Origin of the sequence: Streptomyces sp. NPDC014801 (assembly GCF_043082085.1) — a bacterium.
Lineage (GTDB): Bacteria > Actinomycetota > Actinomycetes > Streptomycetales > Streptomycetaceae > Streptomyces.
Genome location: NZ_JBIBXG010000002.1, coordinates 415182 through 440575 on the forward strand (window position 1 = coordinate 415182; position 25394 = coordinate 440575).

General features: G+C 73.6%; 25 protein-coding genes. 13 read left to right on the top strand and 12 right to left on the bottom strand.

The window, feature by feature from the left end; genetic code table 11:
* Positions 1–32: 32 nt before the first annotated feature.
* Positions 33–1373, top strand: coding sequence for an esterase-like activity of phytase family protein (locus ACF1AL_RS05395; RefSeq protein ID WP_391779020.1), 1341 nt, complete (start codon positions 33–35; stop codon positions 1371–1373).
* A 125-nt stretch (positions 1374–1498) separates the two neighbouring features.
* On the opposite strand, the gene xylA is transcribed toward ACF1AL_RS05395, so the two are convergent.
* The gene (gene xylA / locus ACF1AL_RS05400; protein WP_391659074.1) at positions 1499–2665 is read right to left on the bottom strand and encodes a xylose isomerase; all 1167 of its coding nucleotides are present in this window, start codon (positions 2663–2665) and stop codon (positions 1499–1501) included.
* A 138-nt stretch (positions 2666–2803) separates the two neighbouring features.
* Here xylA and xylB point away from each other — a divergent pair, with 138 nt between their 5' ends.
* The 3 genes from xylB to ACF1AL_RS05415 all read left to right on the top strand — a co-directional run bounded on the left by xylB (position 2804) and on the right by ACF1AL_RS05415 (position 6595).
* Entirely contained in the window at positions 2804–4243 is a 1440-nt protein-coding gene (gene xylB / locus ACF1AL_RS05405; protein ID WP_391779021.1) for a xylulokinase, read from the top strand.
* 28 nt (positions 4244–4271) lie between these two features.
* Positions 4272–5480, top strand: a complete 1209-nt coding sequence (locus tag ACF1AL_RS05410) for an ROK family protein (RefSeq protein WP_391696559.1) — start codon at positions 4272–4274, stop codon at positions 5478–5480.
* 515 nt (positions 5481–5995) lie between these two features.
* A complete protein-coding gene (locus ACF1AL_RS05415; protein WP_366840104.1) occupies positions 5996–6595 on the top strand; it encodes an N-acetylmuramoyl-L-alanine amidase in 600 nt (199 codons plus the stop codon).
* Between the two features lie 87 nt (positions 6596–6682).
* Here the strand turns inward: ACF1AL_RS05415 and ACF1AL_RS05420 are convergent, their stop codons facing one another.
* The gene (locus ACF1AL_RS05420; RefSeq protein ID WP_366840103.1) at positions 6683–7108 is read right to left on the bottom strand and encodes a MarR family winged helix-turn-helix transcriptional regulator; all 426 of its coding nucleotides are present in this window, start codon (positions 7106–7108) and stop codon (positions 6683–6685) included.
* A gap of 68 nt (positions 7109–7176) precedes the next feature.
* Between ACF1AL_RS05420 and ACF1AL_RS05425 the strand changes: the two genes are divergently transcribed.
* Together ACF1AL_RS05425 and ACF1AL_RS05430 are read left to right on the top strand one after the other, a co-directional pair.
* Positions 7177–7599, top strand: a complete 423-nt coding sequence (locus tag ACF1AL_RS05425; RefSeq protein WP_391779022.1) for a PaaI family thioesterase — start codon at positions 7177–7179, stop codon at positions 7597–7599.
* Positions 7600–7809: 210 nt separating this feature from the next.
* A complete protein-coding gene (locus ACF1AL_RS05430) occupies positions 7810–8994 on the top strand; it encodes a phosphodiester glycosidase family protein (RefSeq protein WP_391779023.1) in 1185 nt (394 codons plus the stop codon).
* A gap of 12 nt (positions 8995–9006) precedes the next feature.
* On the opposite strand, the gene ACF1AL_RS05435 is transcribed toward ACF1AL_RS05430, so the two are convergent.
* The 6 genes from ACF1AL_RS05435 to ACF1AL_RS05460 all read right to left on the bottom strand — a co-directional run bounded on the left by ACF1AL_RS05435 (position 9007) and on the right by ACF1AL_RS05460 (position 14431).
* Complete coding sequence (locus tag ACF1AL_RS05435; protein WP_366840100.1) at positions 9007–9201, bottom strand: hypothetical protein; 195 nt, start codon at positions 9199–9201, stop codon at positions 9007–9009.
* A gap of 210 nt (positions 9202–9411) precedes the next feature.
* Positions 9412–10263 (bottom strand): phosphatidylinositol-specific phospholipase C/glycerophosphodiester phosphodiesterase family protein, encoded by an 852-nt coding sequence (locus ACF1AL_RS05440; protein ID WP_391779024.1) that lies wholly within the window; start codon positions 10261–10263, stop codon positions 9412–9414.
* 249 nt (positions 10264–10512) lie between these two features.
* Positions 10513–11595, bottom strand: a complete 1083-nt coding sequence (locus ACF1AL_RS05445; protein WP_391779025.1) for an acyl-CoA dehydrogenase family protein — start codon at positions 11593–11595, stop codon at positions 10513–10515.
* Entirely contained in the window at positions 11592–12773 is a 1182-nt protein-coding gene (locus ACF1AL_RS05450; RefSeq protein WP_391779026.1) for an acyl-CoA dehydrogenase family protein, read from the bottom strand. The genes ACF1AL_RS05445 and ACF1AL_RS05450 overlap by 4 nt, the downstream gene beginning before the upstream one ends.
* Positions 12770–13735, bottom strand: a complete 966-nt coding sequence (locus ACF1AL_RS05455; protein ID WP_391696543.1) for an NADPH:quinone oxidoreductase family protein — start codon at positions 13733–13735, stop codon at positions 12770–12772. Before ACF1AL_RS05455 ends, ACF1AL_RS05450 begins: the two co-directional genes overlap by 4 nt.
* A gap of 123 nt (positions 13736–13858) precedes the next feature.
* The gene (locus tag ACF1AL_RS05460) at positions 13859–14431 is read right to left on the bottom strand and encodes an XRE family transcriptional regulator (protein WP_366840095.1); all 573 of its coding nucleotides are present in this window, start codon (positions 14429–14431) and stop codon (positions 13859–13861) included.
* A gap of 93 nt (positions 14432–14524) precedes the next feature.
* Here ACF1AL_RS05460 and ACF1AL_RS05465 point away from each other — a divergent pair, with 93 nt between their 5' ends.
* The 5 genes from ACF1AL_RS05465 to ACF1AL_RS05485 all read left to right on the top strand — a co-directional run bounded on the left by ACF1AL_RS05465 (position 14525) and on the right by ACF1AL_RS05485 (position 19391).
* Complete coding sequence (locus tag ACF1AL_RS05465; protein WP_391696540.1) at positions 14525–15454, top strand: NAD(P)/FAD-dependent oxidoreductase; 930 nt, start codon at positions 14525–14527, stop codon at positions 15452–15454.
* A 217-nt stretch (positions 15455–15671) separates the two neighbouring features.
* Complete coding sequence (locus ACF1AL_RS05470; RefSeq protein WP_391779027.1) at positions 15672–17210, top strand: ATP-dependent DNA ligase; 1539 nt, start codon at positions 15672–15674, stop codon at positions 17208–17210.
* Positions 17207–17671: an NUDIX domain-containing protein gene (locus ACF1AL_RS05475; RefSeq protein WP_391779028.1), complete on the top strand. Its 465-nt coding sequence runs from the start codon at positions 17207–17209 to the stop codon at positions 17669–17671. Before ACF1AL_RS05470 ends, ACF1AL_RS05475 begins: the two co-directional genes overlap by 4 nt.
* Before the next feature lie 75 nt (positions 17672–17746).
* Positions 17747–19141, top strand: coding sequence for an NADP-dependent succinic semialdehyde dehydrogenase (locus ACF1AL_RS05480; RefSeq protein ID WP_366840091.1), 1395 nt, complete (start codon positions 17747–17749; stop codon positions 19139–19141).
* Between the two features lie 16 nt (positions 19142–19157).
* Positions 19158–19391: a DUF6213 family protein gene (locus tag ACF1AL_RS05485; protein ID WP_103786326.1), complete on the top strand. Its 234-nt coding sequence runs from the start codon at positions 19158–19160 to the stop codon at positions 19389–19391.
* 32 nt (positions 19392–19423) lie between these two features.
* Here ACF1AL_RS05485 and ACF1AL_RS05490 read toward each other — a convergent pair whose 3' ends face one another.
* The 3 genes from ACF1AL_RS05490 to ACF1AL_RS05500 form a co-directional block, all read right to left on the bottom strand.
* The gene (locus ACF1AL_RS05490; protein ID WP_391696531.1) at positions 19424–20086 is read right to left on the bottom strand and encodes a transcriptional regulator; all 663 of its coding nucleotides are present in this window, start codon (positions 20084–20086) and stop codon (positions 19424–19426) included.
* Positions 20087–20120: 34 nt separating this feature from the next.
* Positions 20121–21224, bottom strand: coding sequence for a hypothetical protein (locus ACF1AL_RS05495; protein ID WP_391779029.1), 1104 nt, complete (start codon positions 21222–21224; stop codon positions 20121–20123).
* A 153-nt stretch (positions 21225–21377) separates the two neighbouring features.
* Positions 21378–22604, bottom strand: coding sequence for an acyl-CoA dehydrogenase family protein (locus ACF1AL_RS05500; protein ID WP_366840088.1), 1227 nt, complete (start codon positions 22602–22604; stop codon positions 21378–21380).
* 171 nt (positions 22605–22775) lie between these two features.
* Between ACF1AL_RS05500 and ACF1AL_RS05505 the strand changes: the two genes are divergently transcribed.
* The gene (locus ACF1AL_RS05505; RefSeq protein ID WP_366840087.1) at positions 22776–23423 is read left to right on the top strand and encodes a TetR family transcriptional regulator; all 648 of its coding nucleotides are present in this window, start codon (positions 22776–22778) and stop codon (positions 23421–23423) included.
* Positions 23424–23431: 8 nt separating this feature from the next.
* Here the strand turns inward: ACF1AL_RS05505 and def are convergent, their stop codons facing one another.
* Positions 23432–23977, bottom strand: coding sequence for a peptide deformylase (def, locus tag ACF1AL_RS05510; RefSeq protein ID WP_391779030.1), 546 nt, complete (start codon positions 23975–23977; stop codon positions 23432–23434).
* Positions 23978–24138: 161 nt separating this feature from the next.
* On the opposite strand from def, the gene ACF1AL_RS05515 reads away from it, so the two are divergent.
* Complete coding sequence (locus tag ACF1AL_RS05515; RefSeq protein WP_366840701.1) at positions 24139–25377, top strand: MurT ligase domain-containing protein; 1239 nt, start codon at positions 24139–24141, stop codon at positions 25375–25377.
* The last annotated feature ends 17 nt before the right edge of the window (positions 25378–25394 follow it).

Genomic DNA, 25394 nt, shown 5'->3' on the forward strand with positions numbered 1-25394 from the left:
CTTGTCCTCGAATCCGTCCTCCAGGAGGCCAGATGTCCCCGAACGCCGCCGGCCGGCGCCCTGTCCACCGCTGTCTCGCGGGGGCCGTCCCGCTCGCTCTGGTGGCCGGCCTGGCCGCGGCCGGGCCGGCCGTGTCGGCGCCGTCCGGTGACGCGCACGTCGTCCGGACGGCGACGCTCGGCGACCTCCCGCTCGGTGCGTTCAGCAACGCGCTGCTGCCGGGCACGGTGGACGACGACCGGGGCGTGGACCTCGGCGGCATCGGCAGCGACATCTACCCGGCGGGCCGCGGGGGCGAGTTCTGGACGGTGACGGACCGCGGCCCCAACGGCCAGATCAAGGTCGACGGCACCAAGCGCCGCACCTTCCCGGTGCCCGGCTTCGACCCGGCGATCGTGAGGATCCGGGTGCAGGGCGGCACCGTACGCGTCCTGGAGGCGATCCCGGTGACCACGGCGTCGGGCAAGGCCGTCACCGGGCTGCCGAATCAGCGGGGGCGCGACGAGGCGCCGTACTCCTACGACGCGAAGACCCCGTTGCCGTACGACCCGAACGGGCTGGACACCGAGGGGATCGTACGGGCCGCGGACGGGACCTTCTGGCTCGTGGACGAGGACGGCCCCTCGCTGGTCCACGTCTCCGCGCGCGGGAGGGTGCTCACCCGGTACGTGCCCGAGGGGCTGCACCTGACCGGCACCGACTACCCGGTGGTCGAGGCGCTGCCGTCCGTGCTGCTGCACCGGAAGGTCAACCGCGGCTTCGAGGGGCTCGCCCAACTGCCGGGCGGCGACCTGGTGATGGCGGTCCAGAGCCCGCTGTCGCTGCCGGACACCGCCGCGGGCGAGGCTTCGCGCACCACGCGGCTGCTGCGCTTCTCACCGAAGCGCAAGGCGGTGACGGCCGAGTACGCCTACCGCTTCGACCCGGTGGGCGTGGTGGACCCGGGTGAGGACGACACCACGGAGCTGAAGATCTCCTCGGTGGTCGCCGTCGGCAAGGATCGTCTGCTGGTCGAGGAGCGCACCGACCGGGTGGCCCGGCTGCAGCTGGTGCGTCTGGAGCGGTCGGCGGACATCCTCGGCGGCCGCTGGGACGACGACACCGCGTCGCCCTCGCTGGAGCAGCTGGACGACCCGGCGTCCGCGGGCGTCCCGGTGCTGCGCAAGCGTCTCGTGGTCGACCTGGGCACGGTGGCGGGTGTGCCCGGCAAGATCGAGGGCGTCGCGCGCGTGGACCACGACACGCTCGCCCTGATCAACGACAACGACTTCGGGATGACCGACGGCGCCGCCGCCTTCGACGCGCAGGGACGGCTGGTCGACAGCGGCGTCGAGACGACGGTGGTGTACGTGCGTCTGCCGCACACGCTGTAGCAGCCGCCGGGGTGAGGGCGCACGCGCGTGCCCTCACCCCGTGCGAGGCCAGCCACCCCCGTCCGAGGTCAGCCACCCCGTGCGAGGCCAGCCATCCCCCGGCGAGGTCAGCCCCGCCTGCGAGGTCAGCCCCGCGCCCCCAGCAGGTGGTCCATGGCCAGCTGGTCGAGGCGCTCGAAGGCCATGCCGCGGGCGGCGGCCGCGTCGACGTCGAAGTCCTCGAAGGCGGTGCGGTCGGCGAGCAGGGCCTGCAGGCCGTCCGCGGCGGTCGGCTGCGCGAGCTGGTCCAGGCGGGCGTCGCGCAGCGCCTGCTGCACCTCGGGGTCGGCGCGGAAGGCGGCGGCGCGCTCCTTGAGGATCAGGTAGTTGCGCATGCAGCCGGCGGCCGAGGCCCACACGCCGTCCAGGTCCTCGGTGCGCGGCGGCTTGAAGTCGAAGTGGCGCGGCCCGGTGTATCCGGCGCTCTCCAGCAGGTCGACCAGCCAGAACGCGGCGCGCAGGTCGCCGGCGCCGAAGCGCAGGTCCTGGTCGTACTTGATGCCGGACTGGCCGTTGAGGTCGATGTGGAACAGCTTGCCCGCCCACAAGGCCTGCGCGATGCCGTGCGGGAAGTTCAGCCCGGCCATCTGCTCGTGGCCGACCTCGGGGTTCACGCCGTACAGCTCCGGGCGCTCCAGGCGCTCGATGAACGCCAGCGCGTGGCCGACGGTGGGCAGCAGGATGTCGCCGCGCGGCTCGTTGGGCTTGGGCTCGATGGCGAAGCGCAGGTCGTAGCCCTGCTCGGTGACGTACTCGCCGAGGAGGTCGAAGGCCTCCTTCATCCGCTCCAGCGCCACGCGCACGTCCTTGGCGGCGCCCGACTCGGCGCCCTCGCGGCCGCCCCAGGCGACGTAGACCTGGGCGCCGAGCTCGACGGCGAGGTCGATGTTGCGGATGGTCTTGCGCAGCGCGTAGCGGCGCACGTCACGGTCGTTCGCGGTGAACGCGCCGTCCTTGAACACCGGGTGGGTGAACAGGTTCGTGGTGGCCATCGGCACCTTCATGCCGGTGGCGTCCAGGGCCTGCCGGAAGCGCTTGACGACCGCCTCGCGCTCGGTGTCGGTGGAGCCGAAGGGGATCAGGTCGTCGTCGTGGAAGGTCACCCCGTAGGCGCCGAGCTCGGACAGACGCTGCACCGTCTCGACCGGGTCCAGGGCGGCGCGGGTGGCGTCCCCGAAGGGGTCCCTGCCCTGCCAGCCGACGGTCCACAGACCGAACGTGAACCTGTCCTCGGGGGTGGGCTGGTAGCTCATGCCACGGCTCCTTGTTCTGGCTCTTGATCGCTTGCCGCGACTATTTCGTCATGGCGCTTTACAAATTAGTATGCCCACGCACCGGTGGGAAGAGACAAGGGGCACGCCGTCCCGAGTCGCAGCAAGAGGGAGAGCACGATGTCAGCAGCCGAGGGTCCGCTCGTCGTCGGCGTGGACACGTCCACGCAGTCCACCAAGGCGCTGGTCGTCGACGCGTCCACCGGCCGGGTCGTCGCGAGCGGCCAGGCCCCGCACACGGTCTCCTCCGGCGCGGGCCGGGAGAGCGATCCGCGCCAGTGGTGGGACGCGCTGTGCGAGGCGCTGCGCCAGTGCGGCGAGCCGGCGCACGAGGCCGCCGCGGTGTCGATCGGCGGACAGCAGCACGGCCTGGTCACCCTGGACGAGCACGGGGAACCGGTCCGCCCGGCCCTGCTGTGGAACGACGTGCGCTCGGCGCCGCAGGCCCGCCGGCTGACCGAGGAGCTGGGTGGCGCGAAGTTCTGGGCCGAGCACACCGGCAGCGTGCCCACCGCCTCCTTCACCGTCACGAAGTGGGCCTGGCTCGCCGAGCACGAACCGGAGGCGGTGCGCGCCACGCGCGCGGTGCGCCTGCCGCACGACTACCTGACCGAGCGGCTCACCGGCCAGGGCACCACCGACCGCGGCGACGTCTCCGGCACCGGCTGGTGGGCCTCGACGACCGAGGCGTACGACGAGGAGATCCTGGCGCACGTCGGCCTGGACCCGGCGCTGCTGCCCCGTGTGGTGCGGCCCGGCGAGGTCGCCGGCACCGTCCGCGAGCACCACGACCTGCCGTTCTCCAAGGGCACCCTGGTCGCGGCGGGCACCGGCGACAACGCGGCCGCCGCGCTGGGCCTCGGTCTGCGCCCCGGCACGCCGGTGATGAGCCTCGGCACCTCCGGCACGGTGTACGCGGTGTCCCGGCGCCGCCCCGCCGACCCGACCGGGACCGTGGCGGGCTTCGCCGACGCGCACGGCGACTGGCTGCCGCTGGCCTGCACCCTGAACTGCACGCTCGCCGTCGACCGGGTCGCCGCGCTGCTGGGCCTGGACCGCGAGGCCGTCGAGCCGGCCGCGGGCGTCACCCTGCTGCCCTACCTCGACGGCGAGCGCACGCCGAACCTTCCGGACGCCTCGGGACTGCTGCTGGGCCTGCGCCACGACACCACGGCGGGCCAGCTGCTGCAGGCCGCCTACGACGGCGCCGTGCACGCCCTGCTCGGCGCGCTGGACCTGGTGCTGGACGAGGACGCGGACCCCACGGCGCCGCTGCTGCTGATCGGCGGCGGCGCCCGGGGCACGGCCTGGCAGCAGACCGTGCGGCGGCTGTCCGGCCGCCCCGTGCAGGTGCCCGAGGCGCGGGAACTGGTGGCGTTGGGCGCGGCGGCCCAGGCGGCCGGCCTGCTCACCGGCGAGGACCCGGCCGCCGTGGCCCGCCGCTGGGACACCGCCCGCGGCCCGGTGCTGGAGGCGGTGGAGCGGGACCGGGACACGCTGGACAGGATCTCCGGGGTACTCTCCGACGCGGCCCCGCTGCTTCGGCGGGAGGCCCGCTGAGGACATCGACCGAGGACCGACTTCCGGCATGACCGCACCGCTGCACGAGGCCCACCCGGCGTCCCCGGGGCGCGCGCTGCCCGACACCCAGCAGGGCATGCGCCGCCGCAACCTGTCCCGGGTGATGCACACGGTGAGCGCGGAGGGCCCGCTGTCCCGGGCCGCGGTCGCCTCCCGCATCGGCCTGACCCGGGCGGCCGTGTCCACCCTGGTCGACGAGCTGATACGCACCGGTCTGCTGCAGGAGCTGGGCCCCGAGCGGCCCGGACGGGTGGGCCGGCCGGGCTCCGCGCTCGCCGTCAGCGACCGCGGGCCGGCCGGCATCGGCGCCGAGATCGGCGTCGATCACCTGGCGGTCTGCGCGGTGGACCTGCGCGGGCGGGTGCGCGCGCGGGCCGAGCGGCACGGCAGCAACCGGGGCCGCTCCCCCGAACCGGTCCTGGCCGAACTCGCCGGCCTCGTCGAACGGGTCGTCGCCGAGGCCGAGGCCGAGGGGCTGTGGCCCGCCGGGCTCTCGGTGGCGGTGCCCGGCCTGGTGGCGCCCGACGCGCGCACCGTCGTCCGCGCCCCCAATCTGGACTGGCGCGACACCGACCTCGGCACGCTGCTGCCGGCCGGCTTCCCGCTCGTCGTGGACAACGAGGCCAACTTCGGCGGCCTCGCCGAGCTGTGGCTCGGGGAGGGCACACCGCGCGACTTCCTGCACGTGTCGGCCGAGATCGGCATCGGTGCCGCGGTGGTCGTGGACGGGCGGCTGCTGCGCGGCACCCGCGGCTTCGCTGGCGAGCTGGGCCATGTGCCGGTCCACCCCGACGGGCCGGCCTGCGGCTGCGGCGGCCACGGCTGCCTGGAGCAGTACGCCGGTGAGGAGGCCGTCCTGCGCGCGGCCGGCCTGGAGCCGGGCGAGGACCGGGTGGGTCTGCTCGCCGCACGGGCCGCCGACGGCGACGAGGCGGTACGGCGGGCGCTGCGGGAGGCGGGCGTCGCGCTGGGCATCGCGCTCACGGGCGCGGTGAACCTGCTCGACCCCGAAGCCGTCGTGCTGGGCGGCGCGCTGGCCGGTCTGGCGCCCTGGCTGCTGCCGGCGCTGCACGGGGAACTGGACCGCCGGACCGCCGGCCGCGCCTGCCCCGTCTCGGTGTCCCGGCTGGGCCCCGAGGGACCGCTGCTCGGAGCGGCGCACTCGGTGGTGCGGGCGGTATTGGACGACCCGGCACGGGTGGCCGCGCGGGCGTGAACGCCTTGCGGGCAGGGGCGGCTGCGCGAGCCTGAGCCCCGCCACCCGCACGGGTGGCCGCGCGGGCGTGAGCCCGTTCCCTTCCGGCGTTCAACCACCCATCACCCACCGGCAGTTCACTCGACCGTGTGGCCGCGCTCTCCCCTGTCCCGCAGTTGTCCACAGACTCGCGCCGCCCTCTTCTGCCCGTCCCGTGGCCGCCGTACCGTGAATCACGCGAGGCGCTGCCGCCGGGCCGGCGCGGCAGGCGTAACGGGGGACGAGGGGGCTCACATGACGGGGGACACGACCGCTGCGGCGCACTGCCAGACCACCCGTGTCGCGTGGCCGTTGGTCACCACGGGCGACACCCGCCACACGCGCGGGGCCGAGTTCCGAGAGAAACGGCCGTCCGCGCGGGAGCATCACGGCGGGCCGCCGATACGACCGCGCGAGGCCGCGGACGCCCCGCGGCACTGAACCCGGTCTGCCGTACGGCGGCCGGGCACGTCACCCACGTCGAAAGGCATCCGCCCATGGAACGGTCACGACCGCTTCCCAGCAGGCGACGGCTCCTCACGGGCGCCGCCCTCGCCGCCGCCTCCTCCGCCCTGCTGCCGCCGGGACGGGCCGCCGCCCGGGCGCAGGCCGTCGGCTATCCGCCGACCGAGTGGCAGCCGGCGAGCACCTCCAACTACACGGTGTCCAGCCGGCCGACCGCCTATCCGCTGAACTTCGTGATCATCCACGTCACCCAGGAGACGTACGCCGACACCCTGTCCATCTTCCAGGACCCGCAGAAGAAGGTGTCCGCGCACTACGTCGTGCGCTCCTCCGACGGCCATGTGGCGCAGTGCGTCCGCGAGAAGGACATCGCCTGGCACGCCGGGAACTGGGACTACAACACGCGCAGCATCGGCATCGAGCACGAGGGCTGGGTGGACCAGCCGTCCTGGTTCACCAACGCCCTGTACGAGCAGTCGGCGAGACTCACGGCGGCGATCTGCGACCGCTACGGCATCCCCAAGGACCGCGAGCACATCCTCGGTCACTACCAGGTGCCGGGTTCCGACCACACGGACCCCGGTCCGAACTGGGACTGGGTGCGCTACCTGCGGCTCGTCAACTTCGCCTGACACGGCATCACCGCGCGGGCCGAACTGCCGCCTGGTGACGGCGTCACCGAGCGCCACTCCCCTGCCGTCCCCCGACGCGGCCCTGCCTCACCGGTCCCACTCCACGAGCCGTCCGAGCGCCAGTGCCGTCGCCGTGAAGCCGTCCTCGCCGAGCAGTTCGCGCAGGTCGGCGTTGAAGCGGTCGATCTCCGGGCGGGCGGCGCGCAGGGCCTGACGGCCGCCGTCCGTCAGTTCCAGCACCACGGCGCGGTGTTCGTGCGGGTGGGCCCGGCGGTCGACGAGGCCGGCCGTGGTGAGCCGTCCCACCAGGCCGGTCACCGCGGACTCGCGCAACCCCAGAGTCCGGGCCAGTTCCCGCTGGGTCAGGCCCGGCCGGTCGTGCACCGCGAACAGCGCGCCCACCTGGGCGGTGGTGATGCCGGCGGCGGCCAGCAGACGGCGGTCGGCGGTGGTGCGCAGCTGGTGGGCCGCCCGTTGGAGCAGGAAGAACAGGCGCAGGTCGGGCTCGGGCATGGGCCGATCTTGACAGAGGGGCGGGGTCCGCGCCAGGCTCACTTCACTACTGAAGTGAGGAGGGCGTGGTGCACGACCTACCCGGTCTTGAAGAGGCGCGGAAGGTGCTGGCGGCCCAGCCGTTCAGCGTGCTGCTCGGTGCCCGGCTGGTGGCCTTCGGCGACGGCGAGGCGACGCTGGAGCTGGACATCCGCGAGGAGCTGCGCCAGCAGTACGGCTTCCTCCACGGCGGCGTGCTCAGCTATGCCGCCGACAACGCGCTGACGTTCGCCGCCGGCAGCGCGGTGGGCAGTGGACTGATCACCGCCGGCTTCACCATCGACTATCTGCGCCCGGCCGAGGGCGCGGTGCTGCGGGCGCACGCCCGGGTGGTGCGCGCCGGGCGCACCCGGGTGGCGTGCCGGTGCGACCTGACCACGGTCGCCGAGGACGGCACCGAGACGCTGTGCGCGGTGGCCCAGGGCACGGTCGCGGTGACCCCGAGGCCGTAGCCCGCCCCCCTTCCCTCCCCTGACCGGCCGCATCCGTCAGGACGTGTTTTCTCACCCGTTCTCGTGCAGTCGTCCGGCGGCCACCGCGTGGAGCGGCGCGCTCTGGTGCACTTTCCCCGAGTCCTGGGACAGTTGACGCGACATCAGGGGGGACTTATGGCGACACGTCAAAAGCCGTGCGCACGGGGCAGATCGGTCCTGACACTTCTCATGGCGCTCGCCGCGCTGGTCGGTGGGGCCCTGACGGGCGCGGCGCCGGCCGGGGCCGCGCAGCGGGGCACGGCGATCGCGCCCGGCGTGGTGTACGAGGAGTTCGACCTCCAGGGAGCCAAGGGGCCGGCGCACGCGCACGTACTGAGCGTCGACCTGCGCAACGCCAAGGTGCGCCTGGGGCTGCTGTACCCGGGCGCGGTGGCGGCGCGGGCGCCCGTCTCGCAACTGGCGGACGCCGCCGGTGCGGTGGCCGGTGTGAACGGCGACTTCTTCAACATCACCGAGACGCAGCATCCCGGCGTGGACGCGACCGGTGCGAGCGTGGGCCCGGCGATCGCGGCCGGGCACGCGCTCAAGGCCGCCGTCCCGGACGGGCAGCGGTTCGGGCCCGCGCTGCCGCCCGGCACCGGCACCGAGGACGTCGTGGGCGTCGGCACCGACCGGCGGGCCCGGATGGGCCGGCTCGTCCTGCGGGGGTCGGTCCGCACACCGGAGGGGACGCTGCCGCTCGGCGGCCTGAACCAGTACGCCCTGCCGGTCGGCTCCGTCGGCGCGTTCACCGCGGACTGGGGCAGCGCCTCGCGCAAGCGGGCCACGTGCGGCACCGACACCGAGCGGGCCGCGCCGTGCAGCACCGACACCTATGAGGTGACTCTCCGCGGCGGCCGTGTGGTCGCGGCGTCCGACACGCCGGGCGGCGGTCCCATCGCGCGCGGGACGACGGTGCTGGTGGGCCGGGAGGCGGGCGCGCAGCGGCTGCGGAAGCTGGCCGAGGGCGCGCGGGTGAGCGTGACGCACCGGCTGGTGGCGGCCGGGAGCGCGGTGCCGTACCGCTTCGCCCTGGGCGGCTATCCGCTGCTCTCCGGCGGCCGTCCGCTGCCCGGACTCGACGACACCACGGCCGCCGTGCGCACCGCGGTGGGCCTGGCCGACAACGGACGGCGGGTGCTGCTGTTCGCCCTGGACGGCGACCCGCGGTACCGCACCGGACTGACCGTCGCCGAGGTGGCCGGGGCGCTGCGCGAACTGGGGGCGCGCGACGGTTTCAGCCTGGACGGCGGCGGGTCGAGCACCTTGGTCGCGCGGGCGCCGGGCGAGACCGCCGTGTCCGTGCGCAACCACCCCACGGGCGGTGCGGAGCGGCCCGTCCCGAACGGTATCGGTGTGTTCGTCACCCGGTGAGCGGATGCGGGCTCACGGCCTCAGGCTGCCGACGATGTCGGCGGTGGCCGTGAGCCCGCTCTGGATCGTCGGGGCCATGCTGGTGCTGGCGAGATAGAAGCCCAGCAGCAGGCAGACCAGCGCGTGGCTGATCTTCAGCCCGCCGTTGCGGATGAAGATCACCGCAAGGACCAGGAGCAGCAGCACCACTGAGATGGAAATCGCCATCGTCGGCCTCCTCCGCCACGACGCCACGGAACGTGACGTCACGTCACCTCACGCCGCGTCGGGGACGCCCGATTCACGACGTTCGGCCGCAAGTGTGGCGTAGGCGGGGGTTGGCCCGGGTGGCTGACCTGTCGTCCGAACGGGTGGTGTCACCGCGTCCCGTGGGCGTGCGGGCTCGGTGGTGTCACCCCGCCCCGTGGGCGTGCGGGCTCACCGCGTCCCGTGGGCGTCGAGGAAGGCCTCGGCGCCGGCGAGGTCGTCGGTGTTGAGGTAGTCGACGCCGGCCGCGAGCAGTTCCGTCCACAGCGCGTCACGGGCCGGGCCGGGGGTGTCGGGGGTCGCCCAGAACCGCACCTGCTGCCCGTGCGCGTGCGCCTGCGCGACGATCCCGCGCAGCTTGCGCCGCTCCGCGTCCGGGAAGACACCGGTTCCCTGCCAGGTGAAGTGCAGCGTCCAGTTGTCGCTCAGGAGCGGGACGAAGGAGGCGGGCGCGGCGGTGCCGAGGTCGGTGAGCCGGCCGTCGTAGAAGGCCCGGCGGACGGTCTGCGCCTCCATCGGGGCGCGTGCGGCGCGGTCGCCGGAGACGACGGCCGTGACCGGGCCGGGGTGCACTCGGCCGTGGGCACAGGTCGTGAACAGGTGCCGGTAGCGGGCGAGATGGCGGTCGAGAGCGCGGTAGGTCGAGGAGCCCTCGGTCTTGATGTCGATGAGCAGTTGCAGCGGCCTGCGGTAGCCCTGGTAGACCGAGCCGTGGTGGGCGCGGACGCGGGCGGCGAGCGGCTCCAGGTAGAGGGATTCCAGGGTGCGGGAGGGGTCGAGGTCGACGGGGTCGTGGGCGACGAGGAGCTGGTCGCCCACGAGGTAGATGTCGGCCTCGACGCTGCCGAAGCGGTGGTCGAGGGCGTCGAACAGGGGGCGCGGATGCGCGTAGTCGTTGTGCGCGTGCGCGTTCCACAGCGGGCGCGGACCGCGCCGCTCGCCGCCCGCCCAGGCCTGGGACGCGGGCAGGGCGAGGGCGGCGCCGAGGGTGGTGAGGGCTCTGCGACGGGTGGTGAGGGTCATGCCACTGCCTCCCCTTGATTCCGGATGGACCGGGGAGAGTATGCGGGCCCTCAGCCGTCAAAGGGGCTGGTGCTGCGGGGAGTTGGCGCGATGTTCACCTGTCGTGAGGGGCGCGGAGGGGCCCGGTGGCGGGTTCGCGGCGTGGGGAAGAGGCCCGCTCGCGGTCGCAGACACGTGAGGCCCGCTAGCGGTCGCAGGCACGTGAAGCCCGCCCCGTCAGGAGGGGCGGGCTTCACACCGTGCCGGGCGTCAGGGCGCCTGGAGGTCCACGCGCGCGGCCAGCGCCTCTCGGTGCGCGCCGGCCGTGCCGTAGGCGATCGAGTCGGCCTTGGCCCGCTTCAGGTAGAGGTGGATGGGGTGTTCCCAGGTCATGCCGATGCCGCCGTGCAGTTGCAGGGCCTCCTCCGCCGCGTGGACGGCGACGGGTGCGGCGTAGGCCTGGGCGACGGACACGATGACGTCGGTGTCCTCGCCGGAGGCCAGCGCGTCGGCGGCGCCCCGGGCGGCGGCGCGGAGGTTGACGACCTCCAGCCACAGCTGGGCCAGCCGGTGCTTGAGCGCCTGGAAGCCGCCGACGGGCCGGTTGAACTGCTTGCGCTCCTTCAGGTACCGCACGGTTTCGGTCAGCGCCCAGTCGACGACGCCGAGTTGTTCGGAGGCGAGCAGTCCGGCGGCGGCGCGCAGGGCCCGTCGTACGGCGGGTTCGGCGTCGCCGAGGCGGCGGCCGGGGGCGCCGTCCAGCCGTACCGTCGCCACCGGGCGGGTCAGATCCAGGGACGCCTGGGCGGTGATCGTGGCGGCGTTCGCTTCCACGGCGTACAACCCGCCGTCCTCGGCCGGCACCAGCAGGACGTCCGCGACCGAGGCGTCCGCGATGCCCCTCAGCTCGCCGTGCAGCAGACCGTCCTGCACGCGGACGGCGGTGAAGGCGGCGCCCGGCGCCAGGTGCAGGCCGACCGCGAGGGCGCCGATGGTGCGGCCGGAGGCGAGGGCGGCGAGCAGGTCGGCGTCACCGCAGGCCAGCAGCGCCTCGGTGGCGACGACGGCACTGGTCAGATACGGCACCGGCGCGACCGCGCGGCCCAGCTCCTCCAGGACGACCGCGACTTCGCGGTGGGAGGCGCCCTGGCCGCCTTGGTCCTCGGGCACCAGCAGGCCGGCGAGGCCCATGCCCTCGGCGAGGGACTTCCACAGCGCGCGGTCGTGCGGGGCGTCGGTCTCCACGCGGGCGATCACGTCGGCCGGGGCGCAGTGGTCGGTGAGCAGGTCCCGGACGGCGGCCCGCAGCGCCTCTTCCTCCTCCGAGTACAGCAGGTCGGGCTGGGTGCTCATCGGGACAGGTCCTTCCATGCGACGTCCTTGTCGGTGCGCGGTTCGGCGGGCAGTCCGAGGACGCGCTCGGCGACGATGTTCAGCAGGACCTCGCTGGTCCCGCCCTCGATGCTGTTGCCCTTGGCGCGCAGATAGCGGTAGCCGGCGTCCCGGCCGGTGAAGTCGACCAGCTCGGGCCGGCGCAGGGTCCAGTCGTCGTACAGCAGGCCCTCCTCGCCGCGCAGTTCCACCTCCAGGCCGCTGATCTCCTGGTTGAGGCGGGCGAAGGCGAGCTTCATGCCGGCGCCCTCGGGGCCGGGCTGACCGGCGACGAGCTGCTGGCGCAGGCGTTCGGCCGTGAGCCGGGAGACCTCGGCCTCGACCCACAGCTTCAGCAGCCGCTGGTGCAGGTCGTGGGTGCGCAGGTCGGGGCGCTCGCGCCAGGTCTGCGCGACCTTGCCGATCATGCCGCCCTCGCGGGGCAGCCGCATGCCGCCGATGGCCACGCGCTCGTTGTTGAGCGTGGTCTGCGCGACCCGCCAGCCGTCGCCGACCGCGCCGAGGCGGTGGGCGTCGGGGATGCGGACGTCGGTGAGGAAGACCTCGTTGAACTCGGCCTCGCCGGTGATCTGGCGCAGCGGCCTGACGTCGACGCCGGGGTCGGTCATGTCGCACAGGAAGTAGGTGATGCCCGCGTGCTTGGGCACGGTCGGGTCGGTGCGGGCGATGAGGATGGCCCAGCGGGCGTTGTGCGCGCCGGACGTCCACACCTTCTGCCCGTTGACGATCCACGAGTCGCCCTCGCGGACGGCCCGGGTGGCGAGCCCGGCGAGGTCGGAGCCGGCGCCGGGCTCGCTGAAGAGCTGGCACCACACCTCCTCGCCGGTCCACAGGGGCTTGAGGAAGCGCTGCTTCTGCTCCTCGGTGCCGTACTTGAGGATCGTCGGCGCGGCCATGCCGAGGCCGATGCCGTTGCGGCGCGGGTCGTTGTCCGGGGCTCCGGCGGCGGCGAGTTCGGCGTCCACCACGCCCTGCAGGGAGCGGGGGGCGCCCAGGCCGCCGAGGCCCTCCGGGTAGTGCACCCAGGCCAGGCCGGCGTCGAACTGCGCCCGCAGGAAGTCGAGGCGGTCGGTCGTCGCGGGCGGGTGCGCGGCCAGGAACTCCCGGGTCCTCTCGCGCAGTTCCTCGGCGTCGGTCATGCTGCTCCCTCCATCACCACGGCGATCCGGCCGGTGCTCAGGCCGTCCGCCACCTTCTGCACGCCGGCCGCGGCCTCGCGCAGCGGCACCCGCTCGCTCACCAGCGGCTTGATCGCGCCGCGGGCGGCCAGTTCGGTGAGCTGCTCATGGCACTGCTGGACGAGCTTGGGGTTCTTCGTGTTGTACAGGCCCCAGTGCAGGCCGAGGATCGAGTAGTTCTTCACCAGGGCGTGATTCAGGGCGGGGCTGGGGATGGTGCCGCTCGCGAAGCCGACGACGACGATCCGGCCCTCGAAGGCGACGACCTTGGTGGACTGGGTGTACGCCTCGCCGCCGACCGGGTCGTAGATCACGTCGGCGCCGCGGCCGCCGGTGGCCTCCTTCACGGCCGCGACGACGTCCTGCTCGCGCCGGTCGATCACCACGTCGCAGCCCAGCTCGCGGGCGACGGCGGCCTTCCCGGCGCCGCCCACGACCCCGATGACGGTGGCACCGGCGGCCTTGCCGAGCTGCACGGCGGCGCTGCCGACGCCTCCGGCGGCGGCGTGGACGAGCAGGGTCTCGCCGGCCTGGAGCGCGGCCCGGCGGTGCAGGCCGAACCAGCCGGTCTGGTAGCCGATGTGCAGGGCGGCCGCCTCGGCGTCGTCCAGCGCCTCGGGCGCGGGCAGGAGGGCGGCGGCGTCCGCGACGGCGCACTCCGCGAAACCGCCGTACGGCAGGGCCGGGTTGGCGATGACGCGGCGGCCGTCCTCGGTCTCGCCGCAGATCTCCACGCCGGGGGTGAAGGGCAGCGGCGGGCGGACCTGGTACTGGCCCCGGCACAGCAGGGCGTCCGGGAAGTTGATGTTCGCGGCGCGCACCCTGAGCAGGACCTGGCCGTCGCCGGGCGTGGGACGCTCGACGTCGCCGAGGCGCATCACCTCGCTCGGCTCTCCGTTCTCGTGCACCTGCCATGCCTGCATGCGGGGCCTCCACAAGACTGCGTCGTCGTCCGACCGGTTCCTCGGCATACTAAGCGGTCGCTTGCCGATCAGGGAACAGTCTCGTGCGTCACCCTCACGGTGACCGGAGTCCGCGGGCAGGGGTCAGCGCCGCTTCGGCCGCGCGCGTACGTGCATGCGCTCTCCCTGAGGACCGAAGAGGCTCAGGAACTCCACCGGGCCCTCCCCCGTCGTACCGAACCAGTGCGGCACGCGCGTGTCGAACTCGGCGGCCTCCCCCGGCGTGAGTACCAGGTCGTGTTCCCCCAGCACCAGGCGCAGCTTCCCGGAGAGCACGAACAGCCACTCGTACCCCTCGTGCGTGCGCGGATCGGGCTGCTCCACGCGCTGCGGCATGACCATCTTGTAGGCCTGCAGTCCGCCCGGCTGCCGGCTCAGCGGGTACAGCGTCCGCCCGCCCCGGGTGATCGGCTTCGCGCGCACCCGGGGGTCGCCGACCGGGGGCGCGCCGACCAGCTCGTCCAGCGGGACCTGGTGGGCCTGCGCGATCGGCAGCAGCAGTTCCAGGCTCGGCCTGCGCAGGCCGGACTCCAGCCGGGACAGCGTGGAGACGGAGATGCCGGTCGCCTCCGACAGCGCCGACAGCGTCACCTCCCGCTCCTTGCGGATCCTGCGCAGCCTCGGGCCGACGCCCGCGAGTACCTCGTCCGTCGTCATACCGCCATTGTCCCCGACCGGCTTGCCGAATCGGCAAAGGTGTTTGTCGATTCCGTAGCGCCCGGTGCACGGTCGGAGGCGGAGGTGGTCACCATGACCGAGATGTACGAAGTGATCGTCGTCGGCGGCGGCGCGGCCGGGCTGTCCGCCGCACTGGTACTGGGCCGCGCCCGGCGCCGCACCCTGGTCGTCGACGCCGGCGAGCCGCGCAACGCGCCCGCCGCGCACATGCAGGGCTTCCTGAGCCGGGACGGGATGCCGCCCGCCGAGTTCCTGGCCGTGGGGCGTGAGGAGATCGCCCGGTACGGCGTGGAACTGGTCCGGGACCGGGCGGTGGACGCGGTGCGCGAGGACGGCGGGTTCGCCGTACGGCTGGCCGGCGGCCGGGAGGTGCGCGCCCGGCACCTGGTGGTGGCCACCGGCCTCGAGGACGAGCTGCCGGAGGTTCCCGGGCTCGCCGAGCGCTGGGGGCGGGACGTGCTGCACTGCCCGTACTGCCACGGGTGGGAGGTGCGCGACCAGGCGTTCGGGGTGCTCGCCACGACACCGCTGAGCGTGCACCAGGCGCTGATGGTCACCCAGTGGTCGAAGGACGTCACCTTCTTCCTGCACCGGGTGGCCGAGCGGGAACTGTCCGACGACGACCTGCGGCGGCTGGCGGCGGCCGGGGTGAACGTGGTGCCGGGCGCGGTCGCGGGGCTGGTGGTCGAGGACGACCGGCTGACCGGGGTCCGGCTTGCCGACGGCACGGTGCACGCCCGTGAGGTGCTCTTCATGGCGCCGCGCGCGGTGCCGCGCACCGACCTGCTGCGGCGGCTGGGGGCCGAACTGCGGGACACTCCCTTCGGGTCCTACCCGGTGATCGACGAACGTGGGCTGACGAGCGTGCCGGGTCTGTGGGCGGCCGGCAACGCGAGCGGCTTCGCCGAGCAGGTCGTCAACGCGGCGAGCCGGGGGTACCGGGCGGGGGCGGCGATCAATGGGGAGCTGCTGTTCGCGGACCTGGACGCGGCGCTGCTCTGACGGTGCCTGCGGCGGCTTGACGGATTTCCGGTGCGGGGGCGTGGGGGCTCCCCGGGTGCCTGCGGCGGCCCCTTGCGGTGCGTCGTGGCTGGGCGCGCAGTTCCCCGCGCCCCTTGCGGTGTCTGCGGTGGCCCCATGATGTCCAAAGGGCGGTGGAGGGCTGGCCGGGGCTGCGGATGCAGGTGTGGACGTGCCCCGTGCGGTGCACCATGACTGCATGTTGCTGCATCGGCTCGCCGAGGTTTCGCAGGAGGTCGCCGCCACCTCCGCGCGCTCGCGGAAGCGGGCTCTGCTGGCCGGGCTGTTCCGGGACGCCGAGGCGGAGGACGTGCCGGTGGTCATCCCGTACCTCGCCGGGCGGCTTCCGCAGGGGAGGCTCGGGATCGGGTGGAAGGTGCTGGGCCGCGGCGCCGCGGCGGCCGCCGAGCCGAGCCTGACCGTGCGTGAGGTGGACGCGCGGCTCACCGAGATCGGGAAGGTGGCCGGGCCGGGGTCGCAGGCCGAGCGGGCGCGGCTGGTCGGGGAGCTGATGAGCGCGGCCACCGAGGCCGAGCAGCGTTTCCTGGTCGGGCTGATCACCGGGGAGGTCCGTCAGGGCGCCCTGGACGCGCTCGCCGTCGAGGGGCTGGCGGAGGCGACCGGCGCGCCGGCGCAGGACGTGCGGCGCGCGGTGATGCTGGCGGGGTCGCTGCAGACGGTGGCCGAGGCGCTGCTCGCCGAGGGGCCGGGCGCGCTGGAGCGGTTCCGGCTCACCGTGGGCCGGCCGGTGCTGCCGATGCTCGCGCACACCGCGTCCTCGGTCGCCGAGGCGGTCGGCAAGCTGGGGGTGTGCGCGGTCGAGGAGAAGCTGGACGGCATCCGGGTCCAAGTGCACCGCGACGGTGACGCGGTACGGGTCTACACGCGCACCCTCGACGACATCACGGACCGGCTGCCGGAGCTGACGCGGGCGGCACGGGAGCTGGGCGGTGAGCGGTTCGTGCTCGACGGGGAGGTGATCGCGTTCGACGCGGCGGGCCGGCCGCGGTCCTTCCAGGAGATCGCCGGCCGGGTCGGCTCCCGGGTGGACGTGGCGACGGCCGCCAGGGAGGTTCCGGTCTCCCCCGTCTTCTTCGACGCGCTCGCGGTCGACGACCGCGATCTGCTCGACCTGCCGCTGACCGAGCGGCACGCGGAGCTGGCGCGGCTGGTGCCGGAGCCGATGCGGGTGCGGCGGGCCGTGGCGGAGGGGCCGGACGACGTCCCGCAGGCCGAGGCCTTCCTCGCCGAAACTCTGGCGCGCGGGCACGAGGGTGTCGTCGTGAAGGACCTCCAGGCCCCCTACAGCGCGGGCCGGCGGGGCGCGGCCTGGCTGAAGGTGAAGCCCGTGCACACCCTGGACCTGGTGGTGCTGGCCGCCGAGTGGGGTCATGGCCGGCGTACCGGCAAGCTGTCCAACCTGCATCTCGGCGCCCGCACCGCGGACGGTGGCTTCGCCATGCTCGGCAAGACCTTCAAGGGCATGACCGACGCCATGCTCGCCTGGCAGACCGAGCGGCTGCAGGAGCTGGCGGTGGAGCACAAGGGCTGGGGCGTGAAGGTCCGCCCCGAACTCGTCGTCGAGATCGCCTACGACGGCCTGCAGCGCTCCACCCGCTACCCGGCCGGCGTCACGCTCCGCTTCGCCCGTGTTCTCCGTTACCGGGAGGACAAGCGCCCGCAGGACGCCGACACGGTGGAGACGCTGCTCGCCGCCCACCCGCAGGTGCACCCGTGACGGGCAGGCACAGCGCGGGCCTGCTGCTGTTCCGCCGGGCACCCGGCGGGCTGGAGGTGCTGCTGGGGCACATGGGCGGGCCCTTCTTCGCGAAGAAGGACGCCGGGGCGTGGACCGTCGTCAAGGGCGAGTACGACCCGGACGAGCCCGCCTGGGAAGCCGCGCGCCGGGAGTTCCGTGAGGAGCTGGGGCTCGCTCCGCCGGACGGGGAGGCCGTACCGCTCGGCGAGGTGCGGCAGAGCGGCGGGAAGACGGTCACGGCCTGGGCGGTCGAGGCGGACCTCGATCCGGACGCCGTCACTCCCGGCACGTTCGTCATGGAGTGGCCGCCGCGCTCCGGGCGGATGCGGGAGTTCCCGGAGCTGGACCGGGTGGCCTGGTTCGCGCTGGACGAGGCACGCGCGGTCATCGTCCGCGCCCAGGCGGCGTTTCTCGACCGCTTGGCGGAGCACTCGACCTGAGCAGATGCGCACGCGTTGCGGTCGGCCCGGCCGCGCGCGAAGGTCTAAGCACACCCGCTCCGAGGGAGGTCGGTCATGCCCATCGCAACGGTGAATCCGGCGAACGGCGAGACGCTCAAGACGTACGAGGCCATGGACGAGGAGGAGATCGAGCGCCGGCTCCAGCTCGCCGAGGCCACCTTCCGCACCTACCGCACCACCGGCTTCGCCGACCGCGCCCGTCTGCTCCACAAGGCCGCCGACCTGCTGGACGCCGACCAGAAGGACGCCGGCCGGATGCTGACCACGGAGATGGGCAAGCCGATCAAGCAGGCCCGCGCCGAGGTCGCCAAGTGCGCCAAGGCGATGCGCTGGTACGCGGACAACGCGGAGGCCCTGCTCGCCGACGAGGAGCCCGCCGAGACGGATGTGAAGGACTCCGGCGCGACCCGCGTGCGGGTGCGCTACCGGCCGCTGGGTCCGGTGCTGGCGGTGATGCCGTGGAACTTCCCGCTGTGGCAGGTGGTGCGGTTCGCCGCGCCCGCGCTGATGGCGGGCAACGTCGGCCTGCTCAAGCACGCCTCGAACGTGCCGCAGACGGCCCTGTACCTGGAGGACCTGTTCCACCGGGCGGGCTTCCCCGAGGGCTGCTTCCAGACGCTGCTGATCGGCTCGGCGCAGGTCGACGACGTGCTGCGGGACGAGCGGGTGAAGGCGGCCACGCTCACCGGCAGCGAGCCGGCGGGCCGCGCGGTCGCCTCCACCGCCGGGGAGATGATCAAGAAGACGGTGCTGGAGCTGGGCGGCAGCGACCCGTACATCGTGATGCCGTCCGCCGACCTGGACCGGGCGGCCGAGGTCGCGGTCACCGCGCGCGTGCAGAACAACGGGCAGTCCTGCATCGCCGCGAAGCGGTTCATCGTGCACACGGACGTCTACGACGCCTTCGCGGAGAAGTTCGTCGCCGGGATGCAGGCGCTGAAGGTCGGCGACCCGATGGACGAGGACACCGACGTCGGGCCGCTCGCCAGCGAACGGGGCCGCGACGACCTGGAGGAGCTGGTCGACGACGCCCGGCGCAGCGGCGCGGACGTGCTGTGCGGCGGCCACCGGTTGCGCCGGCCCGAACTGCCCGGCTGGTACTACCCGCCGACGGTGCTCGCCGGCGTGACGCGGGAGATGCGCATCCACCGCGAGGAGGCGTTCGGTCCGGTGGCCACCCTGTACCGGGCCGGCGACCTGGACGAGGCGGTGCTGATCGCCAACGACTCGCTGTTCGGCCTGAGTTCGAACGTGTGGACCCGGGACGAGGCCGAGGTCGACCGGTTCGTCCGGGACCTGGAGGCGGGCAGCGTGTTCGTCAACGGCATGACGGCCTCGCATCCGGCGTTCCCGTTCGGCGGGGTCAAACGTTCGGGGTACGGGCGTGAGCTGTCCGGGCACGGTATCCGCGAGTTCTGCAACATCACCACGGTCTGGCAGGGTGCGTGAGGCTACGATCGCGGGTGTGAACCGCGAAGTGACTCTGCCTCTGATCGTCGACGACCGCGGGGTCCTGCAGGTCTCCGCGGCCGACGTGAGCAAACTGCTCCGGACCGTGGGCACGCGGTGGGTGCGGCTCGTGGAGGCCGGGGAGAGCGGGCTCGACGAGGACACGGTGGCCGCGCTGACCATCGAGCTGGCCAAGCTCGCCGACCGGATCGACGTCGCGTGCATCGCGCACAGCAGCGGAGCACCGTGAGTCGCCGGTGAGCCGCCGGGCCGCGAGCCGGGTCAGGCCGGCTGGCGCAGCGTCGTCCAGAACATCGCCTCGTACGCCTGGAGCAGCCGGCCGTGGTGGTGGGCGCGGTCCGGGTCCAGGCGCCCCGTGTCCAGCCCCGCCCGCACGGCGTCCAGCGCCTGCCGCTCCAGGGCGGGCGCGGGCGTGGCGAAGAAGTCGAAGAAGGCGCAGGCCGCGTCCGGGAAGCCGTAGTGCCGGCGCAGGGCGTCGGCGATGGTCGCGCAGTAGCCGCCCCAGGCCGAGAAGTTGGCGGTGAGGGCCAGCACCGCGTCGGCGGGTGCGGCGTTGAGGGCGAGCCAGGCGACATGGGCGGGGTAGGCCTGGCAGCCGGCCGACGGCCGGTGGGCGGCGGCGCGCGCCGCGTCGACGCCGCAGGCCTCGGCGAACGCGCCCAGCCGCTCCTCGGCCAGGGTCTCGCCGTCGGCGAGCGTGCGGAAGAAGGCGGCGGCCTCCGGTTCGTCCGCCGCGCGTTCGGCCAGGTACCCGAAGGCGCGGCGGTCCGCGGGGATCACCCGGCTCTGCTCCAGGGCGAGCAGAGCCAGGGTCTCCAGACCGGCCTCGCCGCGGGCGATCAGCGGCACCAGAGGGTTGGCCCCGGGATCGGGGGCCAGGGCGCGGGTGGTCGATTCCAGCAGGTCGCTCGCGGTGGGGGGCATGGCGTCCTTCCCCGAGGGCTCGTGCGGGAGCCGCTCAGCTGCAGGAGTAGCTGACGGGCGGGATCCAGCGCTTGCCGTCGCCGGGGGTGCCCTGGGTGGGGGTGTAGGACAGGGGGGCCATCAGGGTGCCGGCCTGGGTCTCGTTGCGGGTGCCGCGCCACAGGTCGATGATCTGCCAGGGCTGTCCGTCGAGGACGGTGACGGTGCGCGGCTGGCCGCCGCAGGAGGTGCCGTTGACGATGCGGCGCCCGTTGGCGGGGGCGCCCCAGCCGACGTTGCCGGGCGCGCTCCAGCCGGAGTAGAGCGACGGCGCGGTGGCGTATCCGGTGCCGGTGCCGGCGCAGTAGCCGCAGGCCTGGTCGGCGTAGGTGAGGACGTACTGCCGGTGGCGTGCGCTCCACCAGCCGCCGGGCCCCTCGATCTTGCTGAGGCCGGCGACGCCCTGGACGCCGGTGCCCGTGCCGCCGGTGCCGTCGGCGTCGAGTTCCTCGATGCTGAGGGCGGTCTCGCCGGGCATGGTGCACACGATCGCCGGGCGGGTGCGGGGGCGTTCGATGATGCCGAAGTCGCCGTTGCCCGCGCAGACGTCGAGCGTGGGTTTGGTGTAGCTGCCGCCGGTGGCGCCGGGGCCGCAGGGGCCGGCCGGGCCGGCGCAGGTCATGACGTTGTAGGCGTTGACCTTGCTGTCCGTGTAGTGCCGCGGGGCGTTGAACCAGAGCAGGAAGGCGCCGTCGTCGACGCCCCAGCCGGTGCGCTGGATCATGCGGGGGTTGAAGCAGCCCTGGCCGGTGCCGCCGCAGGTGGTCTGCCAGCTGCGTTTGGCCCACGGGTCCTGGGAGTCGGGCGCGAACAGCGGCTTGGGGGCGCTCCACGGGCCCTGCGGGCGGCTGGCGGTGGACACGCCGAAGCCGCACCAGGGGGTGCCGGCGACGTACCACTCGAAGCCGCAGGCGTACATGGAGCCGTACATGTAGTACGTGGAGCCGAACCGTTTGACGGTGGCGTCGTGCAGATCGAGGCCCTCGATCACGAAGGGGCGGGGGGCGGCCGGGTCGGCGAGTGCCGGGGATCCGGCCCCGAGCAGCGCGGCGGCGGCGAGGATGACCGTGGCCAGGATGGCGCGGACACGAGCGGGCACGCCTGACCTCCTTTCGGGAGGCCCGACCCTACCGGCGTGATCCACTGACGAGCCGTCATGAAGCGGCAACTGCACCCGTTCCAGCGACCCGGAACGGGAAAAGCCCCCCGCACGGAGCGAGGGGCTGGGGGCCGGCGGCCCGCTGACGGGCGGTCAGCGGATCGGCATCCCGGCGAGGGTGCGGGCGATGACCAGGCGCTGGATCTCGCTGGTGCCCTCGAAGATCGTGTAGATCGCGCTGTCGCGGTGCATGCGCTCCACCGGGTACTCCCGGGTGTAGCCGTTGCCGCCCAGGATCTGGATGGCCTGGGCGGTGACCTTCTTGGCGGTCTCGCTGGCGAACAGCTTGGACATGGAGCCCTCGGCCGCGGTGAACGGCTTGCCGTTGATCGCCATCCAGGAGGCGCGCCACACCAGCAGGCGGGCGGCGTCGATCTGGGTGCGCATGTCGGCGAGCTGGAAGGCGACGCCCTGGTTGTCGATGATCGGGCGGCCGAACTGCTCACGGGTCCTGGCGTAGTCGAGGGCCACCTCGTACGCGGCGCGTGCGGTGCCGACGGCCATGGCGCCGACGGCCGGGCGGGACGCCTCGAAGGTGGCCATCGCGGCGTTCTTCACGCGCTCGCCGCCCTGCTTGGCCTTCTCGCGGGCCCGGGCCAGGCGCTCGTCGAGCTTCTCCTTGCCGCCGAGCAGGCAGGAGCCGGGGACGCGCACGTTGTCGAGGATGACCTCGGCGGTGTGCGAGGCGCGGATGCCGTGCTTCTTGAACTTCTGGCCCTGGGCGAGGCCGGGCGTGTTCGGCGGGACGATGAAGGAGGCGTGGCCCTTGGAGCCGAGCTCGGGGTCGACGGAGGCGACGACGACGTGGACGTTGGCGATGCCGCCGTTGGTGGCCCAGGTCTTGGTGCCGTTGATCACCCACTCGTCCTTCGCCTCGTCGTAGACGGCCCGGGTGCGCATCGAGGCGACGTCGGAGCCGGCGTCGGGCTCGGAGGAGCAGAACGCCGCGACCTTGACGTCGTTGGCGTCGCCGTACATCTGGGGGATCCAGGTGCCGATCTGCTCCTCGGTGCCGTTGGCGAGGACGCCCACGGCGGCGAGGCCGGTGCCGACGATGGACAGGGCGATGCCGGCGTCGCCCCAGAACAGCTCCTCCATGGCCATGGGGATGCCGAGGCCGGTGGGGTCGAAGTACTGCTGGGCGTAGAAGTCGAGGGAGTAGATGCCGACCTTGGCGGCCTCCTGGATGACCGGCCAGGGGGTCTCCTCGCGCTCGTCCCATTCGGCGGCCGCGGGGCGGATCACGTCGGCGGCGAAGCCATGGAGCCAGTCGCGGACCTCCTTCTGTTCGTCGTTGAGCTCCATGGTGAACTCGGCCATGTCCCCTCCAGCGGCGGCGCACGTGCGTGTTACTTGCGGTAACGGGAGTCTGTTACCGGCGGGTAGGAAAAGTCAACTCCCGACGACCCTCGGCAGCCCGTTCGAGGACCCGGGCGCGGACAGTGTTAGTTTGCGCAGGCGTCACCGATTCAGCATGGGTGGGGAGAGGACATGGACACCACGCAGCGGACCGAGCAGGAGCGGTCCGCCGACCGCCGTCGGCGCGAGCTGCTCGAGGCAGCCGACCGGGTGGTGCTGCGCGACGGCCCCCAGGCCTCGATGAACGCCATCGCCGCCGAGGCCGGGATCACCAAGCCGATCCTCTACCGGCACTTCGGCGACAAGGGCGGCCTGTACGCCGCCCTTGCCAAGCGGCACACGGACGCCCTCCTCGACTCGCTGCGGGCGGCCCTGGACGCCCCGGCCGAGCGCAGGGAGCGCGTGGAGTCCACCCTCGACACCTATCTGGCGGCGATCGAGGCCCGTCCGCAGGTGTACCGGTTCCTGATGCATCCGGCCGAAGGCGGCGGCGCCCAGGGCGACCAGGGCTTCGACGTCGGCAAGCACTCGGCGCCCCTGCTGCGCCGGATGGGCGAGGAGCTGGCCCAGGTCATCGAGGAGCGCGTCGACCTCGGCCCGGACAGCCGGCAGCTGGCCCGGGTCTGGGGCCACGGCATCGTCGGCATGATGCACGCGGCCGGCGACTGGTGGCTCGGCGAACGCCCCTGCACCCGCCGGGAGTTGGTCCGCTCCCTCGCCGACCTGCTGTGGGGCCGCCTGGCCGCGGCGGGCGACAAGGCGGGCGGCCCGGGGTTCTAGGGGGTGTCTCAGGCCTGTCGGTGCCAGGGGGCGCGGGCCGCCTGGCGCATCAGCTTGCGGTGCCGCCATCCCGTGACCCGGTCGGCGTAGAGCATGCCCTCCAGATGGTCCGTCTCGTGCTGCAGGCACCGGGCGAAGAACCCCGTCCCGTGCACGGTGACCGGCTCCCCGGTCACCATGACCCCCTCGACCACCGCGTGGTCGTAGCGCTCCGTCCCCGCCTCCAGTCCCGGCAGGGACAAGCACCCCTCCGGCCCGCGCAGCGACACCCCGTCGGCCTCGACCAGCCGCGGGTTCACGACATGACCGAGATGCCGGACATCGTCGTCGTCCGGGCAGTCGTAGACGAAGACCCGGAGCGGGACGCCGACCTGGTTCGCGGCGAGGCCCACGCCCCGCGCCGCGTACATCGTGGCGAACAAGTCCTCCACCAGGGCGGCCAGTTCCGGGCCGAAGTCGGTGACCTCCCGGCACGGCCGGCGCAGAACCGGGTCGCCGAGCAGGGTGAGGGGCCGGACGCGCCCGCGGGCACCCGGGATCGAGCCGTGTCGCATGGCGGAAAGGGTACGGTCACCAAGGCACCCGCACGCCGCGCAGGTGCGGGCCGTGGTTCGGGAGTGCGAATGGATCTCGATAGGCTGATGCCCACACCACGTGGCCGTCAGGCTTCAAAGGCTTCGAGGCGCGGCGCGTACGCAAGGAGGATCGAGAACTGATGGCAGGCAACTCGGACCCGCTCACGCCGCGGGCCAAGCTGGCCGTGACCGCGGGCAAGGCGGTCGCGGCGGCATCGCGCGCCGCGGGGCGCGGCAGCGGTTCGGTGATCGGCGGCCGGGTGGCCCTCAAGCTCGACCCCGACCTGCTCGGCAAGCTCGCCCAGAACCTGGACGTGATCCTCGTCTCGGCGACGAACGGCAAGACCACCACCACCCGGCTCATCGCCGAGGCGCTGCGCGCGGCCGGCCCGGTCGTCTCCAACGCCCTCGGCGCGAACATGCCCGCCGGCATCACCTCCGCCCTCGCGGGCGGCTCGGACGCCCGGTACGGCGTGATCGAGGTCGACGAGAAGTACCTCGCCGGCGTCGCCCGGGACACCGAGCCCAAGTGCATCGCGCTGCTCAACCTCTCCCGCGACCAGCTGGACCGCGCCGCCGAGACCCGGATGCTCGCCGAGAACTGGCGTGAGGGTCTGGCCGGCACCAAGGCCGTCGTCGTCGCGAACTGCGACGACCCGCTGGTGGTGTGGGCCGCGTCCTCCTCCCCCAACGTGATCTGGGTCGCCGCCGGCCAGATGTGGAAGGACGACGCCTGGTCCTGCCCGTCCTGCGGCGGTGTGATGCAGCGCCCCGGCGACGACTGGTTCTGCGGCGAGTGCGGCTTCCGCCGCCCCGCGCCGAGCTGGGCCCTGCACGGCGAGCACGTGCTCGACCCGCACGGCTCCGCCTGGCCGATCCACCTCCAGCTGCCGGGCCGCGCCAACAAGGCCAACGCCGCCACCTCCGCGGCCGTCGCCGCCGTCTTCGGCGTGCCGCCGCAGGTCGCGCTGGAGCGCATGTACCAGGTGCAGGCGGTCGCCGGGCGCTACGACGTGGTCCAGTTCGAGGGCCGTGACCTGCGGCTGCTGCTGGCGAAGAACCCGGCCGGCTGGCTGGAGACGTTCTCGCTGATCGACCCGCCGCCCACCCCGGTGATCCTGTCGGTGAACGCGCGCGGCGCGGACGGCACCGACACCTCCTGGCTGTGGGACGTCGACTACACCCGGCTGACCGGCCACCCGATCGTCGTGATCGGCGACCGGCGTCTGGACCTCGCGGTGCGGCTGGAGGTCGCGAACCAGCAGTTCCAGGTCTGCGACACCCTCGACGCGGCCGTGCAGCTGTGCCCGCCGGGCCGCATCGAGGTCATCGCCAACTACACCGCCTTCCAGGACCTGCGCCGCCGCGTCGGCAACTGAGGACGTCAGGGGACTTT

Coding starts and splice junctions, on each gene's coding strand:
- ACF1AL_RS05490 (WP_391696531.1), bottom strand. CDS start 20,086: ATGCCCCCCACCGCGAGCGACCTGCTGGAATCGACCACCCGCGCCCTG.
- ACF1AL_RS05515 (WP_366840701.1), top strand. CDS start 24,139: ATGGCAGGCAACTCGGACCCGCTCACGCCGCGGGCCAAGCTGGCCGTG.
- ACF1AL_RS05450 (WP_391779026.1), bottom strand. CDS start 12,773: ATGACCGACGCCGAGGAACTGCGCGAGAGGACCCGGGAGTTCCTGGCC.
- ACF1AL_RS05440 (WP_391779024.1), bottom strand. CDS start 10,263: ATGACCCTCACCACCCGTCGCAGAGCCCTCACCACCCTCGGCGCCGCC.
- ACF1AL_RS05465 (WP_391696540.1), top strand. CDS start 14,525: ATGACCGAGATGTACGAAGTGATCGTCGTCGGCGGCGGCGCGGCCGGG.
- ACF1AL_RS05435 (WP_366840100.1), bottom strand. CDS start 9,201: ATGGCGATTTCCATCTCAGTGGTGCTGCTGCTCCTGGTCCTTGCGGTG.
- ACF1AL_RS05445 (WP_391779025.1), bottom strand. CDS start 11,595: ATGAGCACCCAGCCCGACCTGCTGTACTCGGAGGAGGAAGAGGCGCTG.
- def (WP_391779030.1), bottom strand. CDS start 23,977: ATGCGACACGGCTCGATCCCGGGTGCCCGCGGGCGCGTCCGGCCCCTC.
- ACF1AL_RS05420 (WP_366840103.1), bottom strand. CDS start 7,108: ATGCCCGAGCCCGACCTGCGCCTGTTCTTCCTGCTCCAACGGGCGGCC.
- ACF1AL_RS05500 (WP_366840088.1), bottom strand. CDS start 22,604: ATGGCCGAGTTCACCATGGAGCTCAACGACGAACAGAAGGAGGTCCGC.
- ACF1AL_RS05395 (WP_391779020.1), top strand. CDS start 33: ATGTCCCCGAACGCCGCCGGCCGGCGCCCTGTCCACCGCTGTCTCGCG.
- ACF1AL_RS05415 (WP_366840104.1), top strand. CDS start 5,996: ATGGAACGGTCACGACCGCTTCCCAGCAGGCGACGGCTCCTCACGGGC.
- ACF1AL_RS05455 (WP_391696543.1), bottom strand. CDS start 13,735: ATGCAGGCATGGCAGGTGCACGAGAACGGAGAGCCGAGCGAGGTGATG.
- ACF1AL_RS05410 (WP_391696559.1), top strand. CDS start 4,272: ATGACCGCACCGCTGCACGAGGCCCACCCGGCGTCCCCGGGGCGCGCG.
- ACF1AL_RS05430 (WP_391779023.1), top strand. CDS start 7,810: ATGGCGCTCGCCGCGCTGGTCGGTGGGGCCCTGACGGGCGCGGCGCCG.
- xylB (WP_391779021.1), top strand. CDS start 2,804: ATGTCAGCAGCCGAGGGTCCGCTCGTCGTCGGCGTGGACACGTCCACG.
- ACF1AL_RS05480 (WP_366840091.1), top strand. CDS start 17,747: ATGCCCATCGCAACGGTGAATCCGGCGAACGGCGAGACGCTCAAGACG.
- ACF1AL_RS05505 (WP_366840087.1), top strand. CDS start 22,776: ATGGACACCACGCAGCGGACCGAGCAGGAGCGGTCCGCCGACCGCCGT.
- ACF1AL_RS05460 (WP_366840095.1), bottom strand. CDS start 14,431: ATGACGACGGACGAGGTACTCGCGGGCGTCGGCCCGAGGCTGCGCAGG.
- xylA (WP_391659074.1), bottom strand. CDS start 2,665: ATGAGCTACCAGCCCACCCCCGAGGACAGGTTCACGTTCGGTCTGTGG.
- ACF1AL_RS05470 (WP_391779027.1), top strand. CDS start 15,672: ATGTTGCTGCATCGGCTCGCCGAGGTTTCGCAGGAGGTCGCCGCCACC.